The sequence below is a fragment of the Rhodopirellula maiorica SM1 genome (genome assembly GCF_000346295.1).
GTDB classification, from domain to species: Bacteria; Planctomycetota; Planctomycetia; order Pirellulales; family Pirellulaceae; genus Novipirellula; species Novipirellula maiorica.
Window position 1 is genome coordinate 1 of sequence record NZ_ANOG01000857.1, and the last position, 10,682, is coordinate 10,682.

Consider the following 10,682-nt stretch of genomic DNA (forward strand, 5'->3'; position numbering starts at 1 on the left):
CGACGATTGCCCGCTGCTTGACTCAATGTCTTGGTCAAGAGATTTGGATACCGAACGCCATCTTGACGACGGCAACTTGATCAAGCTGCAAGACGATGCATTTCATCGTCCCGCACCGGTCCCTGAGATTGCCAGTGACATTTTGAAAGGCCAAGAATGGGACAACCGCTGGACGCGGATTCGTCGTCCCACCGTGGTGGTCGGGGGCGAATTGGTGATGGAGAACCTAGAAGTCCGTCACGATGCACGATCGAATATTTGTGAAGCTCCGCTGCAGATGAAGAGCAACTGCGGATGTCTGTTGATCGACGACTTTGGCCGGCAACGCATTGCGCCCGAGGAACTGTTGAACCGATGGATCATTCCGCTGGAAAATAAGTGTGACTATTTGACGTTGCCGACGGGAAAGAAAATCCAGATTCCGTTTGAGCAGCTGATTATTTTCTCGACCAACATCGACCCAAACTCGCTGGTCGATGAGGCATTTCTGAGACGAGTCCCCTACAAAATCTTCGTCTCCGACCCTGGTCGTGACGAATATCGCGAGCTGTTGAGCAATGTAATGCGGACATTGGGATTCCCGGAAACGCCACAAGCGGCCGACCATTTGTTCAAATTCTACGAAGACAGTGGTCGCAAGATGCGGCGTTGCCACCCGAGAGACCTGTTGACTCAAGTGGCCAATTACTGCAAATACCGCAAGCTGCCGTTGACGTTACAACCGGATTACTTGGATCAGGCCTGCCGAAGCTACTTCAGCCAGCTGTAGTGTTACGACCCGAGTTTCTGCGAAATTTCCTTTAATTCTGTTTCGACTTCAGCCCCTCCCTTCAGCAACGATTCTCAGTAGAAAGCCGCCTCGCGATGAAAGCGACAGAACCCAAAAAATTCAGCGCCGGCTACGAACCGATCCCTGGTTACGTGCTCGAAAAACTCATCGGTCGTGGTGGATTTGGTGAGGTGTGGCGTGCCAATGCGCCTGGTGGAATCAAAAAGGCAGTTAAGTTTGTTTTCGGAGCTCATGATCAACAACGGGCCGCACGCGAGCTGAAGTCGCTCGAGCGAATCAAAGGCGTCAGCCACCCCTTTCTATTGACATTGGAGCGGTTTGGCATCGCCGACGATCAATTGGTGATTGTCACGGAATTAGCCGACGGTTCACTCGAGGATGTATTTCGCGAGCACCGAGACCGTGGGTCCTGTGGTATTCCGCACGAAAAACTGCTTTCCTATCTGAACGATACCGCGGATGCACTGGACTACTTGCACGAGCGTTATCAACTGCAACACCTTGACATCAAGCCCGCTAATTTGCTGGTGATCGGCGAACATGTCAAAGTGGCCGATTTCGGACTATTGAAAGATTTGCGCGATGCAGAGTGCAGTATCGTTGGCGGTTTGACGCCAGTGTATGCTCCACCGGAGGTTTTTGACGGACGTCCGAGCATCCATAGCGATCAGTATTCGCTAGCGGTGATGTACCAAGAATTACTAACGGGAACTCGACCGTTTAGCGGACGAACGATCGCCCAATTAGCAACCCAGCACGTCCATAACGCCCCGGATCTTGAACCGCTGCCGCCGAGTGACCGACCGGCCGTGGCCAGGGCATTGGAGAAGAATCCGGCTCGTCGATTTGCAAATTGTCGGGCGTTTGTGCATGCGTTGACGAATCCACGTCGCCGAAGCGTTCCGCTGGCAACTCGAAGTGGCGAATTGAGTCATGATGATACTGCCGAAGGCATTCCATTGGGTGTTGGCACCCGAGCCACCGCCACCGAGGACTTACCGGCGTTGGACAAAGGCGAGGTCAAACGTGATTCGCATGTGGTATCCGACGTGTTGGTCGTTGCACTTGGCGGCACTGGCGCGGAAGTATTGCATGAGATTCGCAACCGGATCGCCAGCATGCATTCGGCATGCCCGATCCGCTTGCACTCACTGCTAATCGACACCGACGAAAAGACGCTTGGCGCCGCTCGCATTGGCAACTCGACAGCATCGTTGCCGGCGACCGAGATCGTGCCCATTCCGCTTCGCTCACCTAACGAGTATCGGCAATCGATGTCGATCAAACGACTGGCCACCGTATCGCGACGTTGGATCTACAACGTGCCCCGCAGCTTGTCGACCGAAGGCATGCGGCCGCTTGGACGTTTGGCGTTGGTCGATCATGGCGTGAAGGTGAAATCCGCCATCGCTCAAGTTGTCAAAGACCTTACTCAAACTCGCGGTGAAGAGATTCCCTCGATTTATGTTGTCGGCTCGCTCAGCGGGGGAACAGGCAGCGGCATCTATTTGGATGTCGTGCACTTGCTGAGACATTTCCTTGACGAAAACCAATTCGAACAAGCAAAAATTCTGTCGATGTTGGCAATGAAAGGGCTGACGCGAAACCCATCGGTCTCGCTAGCACACCATGATGCTCAAGCAGCATTGATGGAGATGCGGCACTATTTGCATCCCGAAAATGGTTACCCTGGCGATGAAGGCGCGGGTTGGCCGAGCGTCCCCGCCGCGCGGACTCCACTAAAGGATGCCTACGTGATCGCGAGCAACGAAATGGATCCGAATGCGCCACGGCCCGTTGCCGTGATCAGCGACTATTTGTGGTCCGATTCGACGGGAGCCGGTGATTTGTTGGCCGAAGCCCGCTCGAGTTCCACGGAATCGGCAGACGTCTCGATCCACAAACCCCTATTACGATCGGTGGGAATCGTTCCGCTCGGTGTCGTGCGACGCCCGGAGGAAAAGATATTGACTCCCGCCACTGTGCAACATTTGCTACTGCGATGGTTGGGACATCCTGGGATTGCCAAAAAGAACGCTGAACCGTTGTCGCGACGGTTGCTGCGGCGTACCGGTTTTGCTCAATCCGAAATTGTCGACGGCCTCCAGTCCCCCCTTGGAACCACTTCTCACGAACGTCACCAGAAACTGCAACAACAAATCCGATTCCAGACTCGGGAACTGGGACGGACGATCACGTTGGCAGACGCAGACGGATTGGCGATTCAGTGGGCCAACGAGATTGCCAAGGCGTCCAATACCGCCACGGCTATCGACGAGATGACCAGCGTATTTACCAAGGAGTTGTTCAATCGGCTGTCGCACCGGAGCACGGACATCGCCACCGCGGTTGCCGGATTGCAACAGTTTCATGGCGAAGTGGCCGCAGTGATCCAGTCGCTACGTTCGAATCACGAAACCGCGACCGCAAAATTCCAGTCCGAGACGAACGACCAGAGTGTTCCGCTAACGGCATCACACGCCGAAGCGATCGTCGTAGCGCAACTGCTAAACATTGCAGCGGATCACATCGTTGTTTTTGCCGAACGCATTGATGCCATGATTACCCGGCTGAATGATCTGGCTACCGCATTTGCAGTCACCATTTCGAAAATTGCCGATGGACGAAGCGCAACGGCGAATCCTTGGGACGATATGCCCGATGAAATTTCATCGCAGTTTGAAAGTATCCTCACCGAGCTGCATACATCCGCGGTCAATCCGATGTTGATTCGGCCACTCGCTACCGGTGCGATGGCGATGGATGAAAACGAGATCAAGACACGACTTACCGAAACCGTCTCGCCTTTGGTAGGACGTGCTTTGGCGACCCGAAGCTCCTCCGACGTCAACGAGACAATGACGATCGGATCATCCACATCGGTAAATGTTGATGTCACCGCAACGTTGCCCAGCCCGGCGCATGCCACGCAAAATAACAACGCGTCCTCGGTCACCGATGATGCCATTGCGTCCAAGGCAACATCCAACCCGACTCGCGGCGAACAACCTGTCACATCCATGGCAACCGCACTACAGTTCGCACGTCCATCGCTGCTGGACTGTGGCGGGGTACAACGTTTGATCCTAGCCGTCGGAACTCATTCGGAACAGGTGCGACTCGGTGCAGAGCTACGTCAATTCCACACCGGTGCATTGACCACCACTTTGATTCCGGGGACCACAGCAAAATTGATCCACGAGGCGCAACGTATCGATTTGAATGATGTGATCGCACGGTTGGCGACCATGAACGCTGGCAACGTACAAGTCAGCGGCCGACTGATGACACGTTCGGACATCGATTGGCGAAAGAGCGAACCGCGTCCGCAGGTCCCAACCTACTAGGCTCAGTCTGAAACCGGCTCAAAGTCGCCTTTCGCTCCGCGAAAGTTGTGGGAAAAAGCCGCTCTCGCGAAGCGAGAAACCACTTTTCAGACAGAGCCTAGCTGACGGCAGCGTATTGAGCCGCCTGCTGCAGGAGGCTTTGCGTCCATTAGCCGCTTCGGCAAACGGGAAAGCTCGACCCGCTTACAGTCGACGCTCACTTGGTCGCACAGGCGGCCTTGACGGCACATCCGGCACACCCGCTGCCGCAACCGTTCTCCGATTCGCTGGTGCCACATCCCGGGCCACAGCCTTCGCCCAGCAATTTGGCAAAGTGGCGAGTTCGTACAATCGACTCGTAACGCTCGGTGATCTCTTTGGTGATCGCTTCGGCGGTTTCGTCAACGTCGCCCAAAAAGTGCATCACCAACGACCCACCGTCGAACACTTGATCGACATCCAACAACACAGCGGTGGTTCCCGAGGCGGCCAGCGAAGCGCGGCATGCCTCGACCGCTTCGCGTTTGTGCCGCTCGAGTCTGCGAATCAGCAGCTCATCTTCGTGTGTGGTTTGACGAATCAAACGGATGATCGGCATTTTTTCGCTCGCATTGACGCTTCGTCGAGCCCCCTGGTTCGCTTCACCTAAGATGGTGCCAAGCTCCACCCCCCGAGCTGTTCGTACGATCACCCGCATGCCGTACGAGAATCCCGACGTCGCTGCCGACGCGGTAGGCTGGCCCACGAAAATATCGCCGAGGACGCCGATTCGCACGTAATAATGGCTCATTGGGAAAAACACGCTATAGACGACTTGCCGATTTGGCTCGGCACGTTCACCATGTGGGGATTCTCATGGTTCACGATGAGTGAGAATTAAACGAAACCGAGCGAAGAGCGACTAGAGAGCATAAGGCAAAAAGACATGACGGCCAGTCCCGAAGCGACAGCAACGCCCACAGAACCGCAGATCCAAGTCGATCGATACCAAAAGCTCGCTGAACGCGTCTTGGCCGGTGAGACGATCTCGCGAGAAGACGCCCTCTCTATCTTAACCGCGCCGGACATTGATGTCCTTCCCATTTTGTCGGCAGGCTATCAAATACGCCATCGCTATTTCGGGCGTACCGTCCAACTGTATTTCTTGATGAACGCCAAAAGTGGCCTTTGTCCCGAAGATTGCCATTACTGTAGCCAATCGAAGATCTCGACTGCCCCCGTTCCCAAATACAATATTTTGAAGCGGGACGACTTGATGAAGGCGGCTGAAATTGCTGCCAATCAAGGTGCCAAGACTTACTGTTTGGTGATTTCCGCCCGCGGTCCGAACGAACGTGAGATGTCGGCGGTCGAGCAAATTGTGCCGGAGATCAAGCAGAAATATGGGCTCGACATCTGTGCTTGTTTGGGACTGTTGAACCGCGAACAAGCCGACCGTCTGAAGGCCTGTGGTGTCGACCGCGTCAACCACAACCTGAACACCAGCGAAGAACACTACGCCGACATCTGCACGACCCACACCTACGCTGACCGAGTGCAAACGCTACGGCACGTTCGCGATGCTGGGATGGAAATGTGCAGCGGGGGCATCATCGGTATGGGTGAGTCGCCCGAAGACGTTGTCTCGATGGCATTTGACCTTCGCGACCTCGGCGTCCACTCGATCCCATTGAACTTCCTCAATGCAATCGAAGGCACGCCACTGCAAGGCAACATGGATCTGAATGCCAACCAGTGCTTGAAAGCGCTGGCGATGTTCCGTTTCGTCAATCCAGACCGTGAATTACGAATTTCGGGTGGACGAGAATTGCACCTACGTTCGCTGCAACCGATGGGATTGTATGTCGCCAACAGCATGTTCGTCGGCGACTACTTGACGACCAAAGGGCAAGCCCCGCAAGCGGATTACGACATGATTACCGATCTTGGATTCGAAGTCACTCAAAACATCGAACCGGCAAGTGCGTAACCGTCTGGCATCTCCCATCCGATTGTCGCATAGTTTTGCAAGCCGTCAGCGAAGTTCAAATTCGAACTTCGCCGACAGCTGCGTGGGACACCGCTAACGTTTTGGTCGGCGGGTTATTTCACGACGCCTCGGTTTTTCCCGGTCCAATCGTCGGTGCGGAACGGTGTCAACGCCAACCCATCGCGGCTTTGCACGTTACAGACCGGGTTGTCGGCCCAGGCATAGCGGACAGCAACAGGACTCTCGACGCCCTCGGCCCACACCTCGATCGTCTCTTTATCAACGATCTTGGCTTTGGCAAAGACAAACTTCTTGTCGGCACCAGCGATGCTAAAACCAATCGCATCGTTGACGTCAAACGTATCGAGCCCGCTGCCGACGTGATCAAACTTTAACCTTACCCGATCACCGGTGACCTGCATCGCATCCTCGCTGCCACGGTACGTCGGGCTTTGATGGACGATCGGATAGCCATAGTCTTTGGCCAAAGCCCAGCGTGCCAAACGCGTTCCCACGCCTTGTTTGTTTTTGGGGTGAATATCGTTGGCTTCACCAAGATTCAAAATCACTGCTTCGCCGGTGTTGGGCAAACGCGACATCGTCATCGTTTGTGCCTCGCGCAGTTCCGCCCAATCGCTTTCGCCGGGCGAGTCGACTTCGTTTCGATAATCGGCCAACTGGACCCAGTAGAACGGAAAATCACCTTGCTTCCATTCATCACGCCAACTTTGGATCATCAGCGGAAACAGATCGCGGTATTGATAAGCTCGGCCCGCATTGGATTCACCCTGGTACCACACCACGCCGCGGATCGTGTATCCAATCGTCGGCTTGAGGACACCATTGTAAATGTTTGCGGGACGATGATTCCCGGTCAACACATTGCGAGGTGCTCGAGGTGGGTTGCCTTTTTTCGTCTTTGCCCATTCGGCGTGACGCTGCTTCCAACTATCCATCGCCGCGTCGTGGTCGTAGTTCGCCGCGGTATGATCCCATTTCTCTAGCAATTCGTCGTATTTGCCGTCGTCCTCTAAAACCTTCCGCTGGACCCAAGCTTCCGCCGAGGAACCTCCCCACGCGTTGTCGATCAAGCCAATGGGAATATCAAGGGTTTGATGCAATTGGCGACCAAAGAAATAGCCTGCCGCTGAAAAATCTTTGACCGTCTGCGGTGAACATGCAGCCCAACTCCCTTTGAAGTCTGTCTGCGGTTCTTGCGTGCCGACCTGCGGCACGGAGATCAATCGAATGTTGGGATAGTTTGCTGCCAACGCTTCCAAGTCGGCGTCGTTCGAACCGCCAACAGACATCCCCATGTTGGATTGGCCGGAACAGATCCAAACTTCACCAATCAAAACATCTTGAAACGATTTTGATTCGTCCGCTGCGATCTTCATTTCGTGCGGTCCGCCGGTAGGCAACGCGTCGATAAAAACATCAAAACGCCCCGAATCATTGGCCGTTGCCGAAGCTGAATGCCCCGCAATCTCGACCGAGACGTCTTGTCCGGCAGTCGTCCAACCCCAAACATGGATCGGTTTGTCTCGTTGAAGCACCATCGAATCGCCAAAGATCGATGACATCTTTAATTCAGCGTGGGCTGTGGATGCGAGCAGCAGAGTGAACAGCGTAAGAAGTCGATAACGCATGAAGTAGATTCTCGGGGGTTTTGAAGGTGGGTGACAAACAGAGGTTTTAAATCGTGAATCGCCAATGATAATCAATACGGCACCCGCCGGGGGAACTTGAGGAGCAGGAAACCGCCCTAATGTTCATGAGGAAGCGATGAACCATCCGGATCACGCGAATCGCGAATTCGGGCCTACCGCATTCTGTATCGCGGGGCGGCAATATTAAATAAATGTGCATCCTTCATTGGCATCGCCCCCCCCCACACCGAGGCAACCGGTGTTACTCTATTGAGCCTACGATTTTCAAGCAAAGCGTTGTCTCAGCGGGGCGCTGAGACACATCCGTTTTAATACCCGGCGCATGAGGTACCGCAACCGTGGCCCAAGTCTATTTGACCGCTGACAACGATCCTGAAATGCGGACTGCGAACGAGCGAGCCCGTCGCACGTTTCGCTTCTTTTGGCGTGAACTCTCCTGGGAACGCCGACGCATCATCCCCGGACTTGAGCTGGCGTGCGTGAAAGTCCCCTTTGAAGATCCTCCAGAGCTACGATCGGCCAACAGCAGTGAAGGTGTCGAGCAGATGTGGCTCGGCGACATTGATTTTGATGGCCGAATCGTCTCGGGAACGCTGCTGAATTCTCCCAACTGGCTGAAGTCAATCTCCGAAGGCGACGAAGCCAAATTCCCTGGAAAAGCACTGTCGGATTGGATGTATGTCATCAATGGCCGCGTTTACGGAGCGTTCACCGTCCAGGTACTTCGTGCCAAAATGAGTGCGAAAGAACGTCAACAGCATGACAACGCTTGGGGGTTCGATTTTGGTGACCCTGAAAACATCCACATCGTGCCGCCCGAATGGTTTGCGAACGAAAGCGAGAAACAACCGTCTTCGTCCGAGAAAGCCAAGGGTGGATTCTTCGGCAAACTTTTAGGCCGGTCAGCGAAACAACCATCGACACCGGTACCGCCGGCAGACCCGCAATTAGTTTCGTCGATGGAACATCCAATGGCGGTAAACATGGCCGATTCACTCAACGAGCACCTTCAACAAAATCCCGAACAAGTTCACGCGAAGGACGAACGTGGATGGACAATGTTGCACCAGCAAGCCTTGGCCGGAACCGCGATCGGCGTTGGCATCCTGTTAAAGCACGGTGCTGATCCCAATGCGGTCACCGCAAATGGCGTCTCTGCAATACAACTTGCCAAGGCATTAGGTTGGAAAAAGGTCGTCGATGTGCTGGCCGACCATGGGGCAACTTAATCGCCCCCTTTGCGCTCCGGCCATCACCCGATCAACGGTCGGTAAAGAAAAACGCTCGAAACGAAATTAGCAGGGGTTTGCCAGTACCCAAATTTGCACTAACTCGGCGACCGATTGAACATCCAACTTTTTCAAGATCGTCGAACGTCGCTTTTCGATCGTTCGCAGCCCCGAATCCAATCGCGATGCAATCACCTTGTTGGCCAATCCTTCGACTAGCAATTTGGCGACGTCCATCTCTTTGTCGTCCAGAGTGCCAATCAAACGCTTGGCCTCAGCAACCTGTCGGTCCTTTTCCAAGTTTTCTTGCTCAAGCTGGACCGCCTCTTCAATTCCCTTTCGCAACTCGGCCTGCCCACACGGTTTCTCGATTAACGTAATTGCGCCGCCACGAATCGCTCGAACGGTCGATGGAACGTCAGCAAACCCAGTCACCATCACGATCGGAATCGTGATTCCCATATCACGCAACCGCTCGATCAACTCGACACCATTCATACCTGGCATCTTTTTGTCAGTAACCATGCATGCAGGACGCTTGCCGTTGTACCGGGAAATGAAATCTTCGGCTGACTCGTACGATTCCACAGCCAAATTCATTGACCGAACAAGCTCAACCACGACTTGACGAGATTCCTTGTCATCGTCAACGACATGAATGGTGGGGAGGTGCATCAAAATCAATTCACTCAAAGCGTGTAGTTACGAATGTCGCTGGCAAGCGTTGGAGAAGACAAAGTCGCTGCTAGCAACAATAGAACACATTTCACTAGACCAGACCGCGTTAAATTTGGCTTTCGGCCGCATTTTTTTACGCAAAAACTTGTAACACATCGAGACATTTTCGACGTCGCCGAAATGCTCCCCCCTCAATCACGGGGGCGAACGAGCTCTAACACCAGAGTATCAATCTGGCGTTAGCGCATCAATCAACCGCCGCTACAAATCAACGCGTCTTGAGATGACCGTTCACGAAGCCCCGCCCACCACTCTGCAGGGGGATCTGATTTACTGTGCATTAGTTCGATTTGCAAAATTTGATTCGCAAATCGCTACGACGTCACTCCAACGAAGTATCGTTCACCGTTATCGAAGCAAACGATCGGTCAATCTTACGATCCTGATCGGTCAACACAATCGTGGAACAGACACGTTATGTCGGCACCAAGAAAATTCCATGCCGGTTGCTTGACTCGTCTTAAATTTGCAACCTCGATTTTACAACGGGATTAGCGGCGACGCCAGTAAACCAAGTTGTTCCAGGGCAGCCCACGGCAGTTCCGCTTCGCTGCAGGACGATTCGGGACCAAAACGCCTAAGAAACTGTCGATGCAAACGAACTACAGACTGAACTTTGTCGCCGACACCGCAAGAGAGTATCGGGGCACTGATAATTCGCGTCCCGTCGACGAACTCCACTTTGTTAAGCAGGTAGCCGGGAATTATTGGTTGAGATCCCGTTAGCCGTTTGGGCCAACGCCGTGAAGCATTTCTTCGTATAGGAAAACGCGAATTTACTGTAGCGAAAGTCGCAGAGACTTTCGGCCGTGCGAGTAAAACCGAAACTCTCAGCGAGTTTCGCTACGAAAAAATGCTTCACAGCGTTCCGTTTGGACGCTAGCCCCGGTTGAATATCGGAACCGTGGCTAGCGCCAAAGCGGCTAACATACGCAAAGACTCCTGCCTAGCTGCTTAAAA

General features: G+C 53.9%; 6 protein-coding genes and 1 pseudogene. 4 read left to right on the forward strand and 3 right to left on the reverse strand.

Annotation, left to right across the window (positions count from 1 at the left end; translation table 11 throughout):
• Together RMSM_RS27460 and RMSM_RS27465 are read left to right on the forward strand one after the other, a co-directional pair.
• Positions 1-769, forward strand: a pseudogene (locus tag RMSM_RS27460) (AAA family ATPase); the annotation flags it as partial.
• A 95-nt stretch (positions 770-864) separates the two neighbouring features.
• Positions 865-4,137: a protein kinase domain-containing protein gene (locus RMSM_RS27465; RefSeq protein WP_008704733.1), complete on the forward strand. Its 3,273-nt coding sequence runs from the start codon at positions 865-867 to the stop codon at positions 4,135-4,137.
• Positions 4,138-4,333: 196 nt separating this feature from the next.
• Here the strand turns inward: RMSM_RS27465 and RMSM_RS27470 are convergent, their stop codons facing one another.
• Positions 4,334-4,906, reverse strand: a complete 573-nt coding sequence (locus RMSM_RS27470; protein WP_040769624.1) for a hypothetical protein — start codon at positions 4,904-4,906, stop codon at positions 4,334-4,336.
• Positions 4,907-5,041: 135 nt separating this feature from the next.
• Between RMSM_RS27470 and bioB the strand changes: the two genes are divergently transcribed.
• Complete coding sequence (gene bioB / locus RMSM_RS27475) at positions 5,042-6,085, forward strand: biotin synthase BioB (protein WP_008704737.1); 1,044 nt, start codon at positions 5,042-5,044, stop codon at positions 6,083-6,085.
• A gap of 113 nt (positions 6,086-6,198) precedes the next feature.
• On the opposite strand, the gene RMSM_RS27480 is transcribed toward bioB, so the two are convergent.
• Complete coding sequence (locus RMSM_RS27480; protein ID WP_008704739.1) at positions 6,199-7,734, reverse strand: sialate O-acetylesterase; 1,536 nt, start codon at positions 7,732-7,734, stop codon at positions 6,199-6,201.
• A 359-nt stretch (positions 7,735-8,093) separates the two neighbouring features.
• Here RMSM_RS27480 and RMSM_RS27485 point away from each other — a divergent pair, with 359 nt between their 5' ends.
• Positions 8,094-8,984, forward strand: coding sequence for a DUF2314 domain-containing protein (locus RMSM_RS27485; protein WP_008704740.1), 891 nt, complete (start codon positions 8,094-8,096; stop codon positions 8,982-8,984).
• Between the two features lie 66 nt (positions 8,985-9,050).
• Here the strand turns inward: RMSM_RS27485 and RMSM_RS27490 are convergent, their stop codons facing one another.
• A complete protein-coding gene (locus RMSM_RS27490; RefSeq protein WP_040769628.1) occupies positions 9,051-9,659 on the reverse strand; it encodes a response regulator transcription factor in 609 nt (202 codons plus the stop codon).
• Positions 9,660-10,682 lie beyond the last annotated feature (1,023 nt).

Coding starts and splice junctions, on each gene's coding strand:
- RMSM_RS27465 (WP_008704733.1), top strand. CDS start 865: ATGAAAGCGACAGAACCCAAAAAATTCAGCGCCGGCTACGAACCGATC.
- RMSM_RS27470 (WP_040769624.1), bottom strand. CDS start 4,906: ATGAGCCATTATTACGTGCGAATCGGCGTCCTCGGCGATATTTTCGTG.
- bioB (WP_008704737.1), top strand. CDS start 5,042: ATGACGGCCAGTCCCGAAGCGACAGCAACGCCCACAGAACCGCAGATC.
- RMSM_RS27480 (WP_008704739.1), bottom strand. CDS start 7,734: ATGCGTTATCGACTTCTTACGCTGTTCACTCTGCTGCTCGCATCCACA.
- RMSM_RS27490 (WP_040769628.1), bottom strand. CDS start 9,659: ATGCACCTCCCCACCATTCATGTCGTTGACGATGACAAGGAATCTCGT.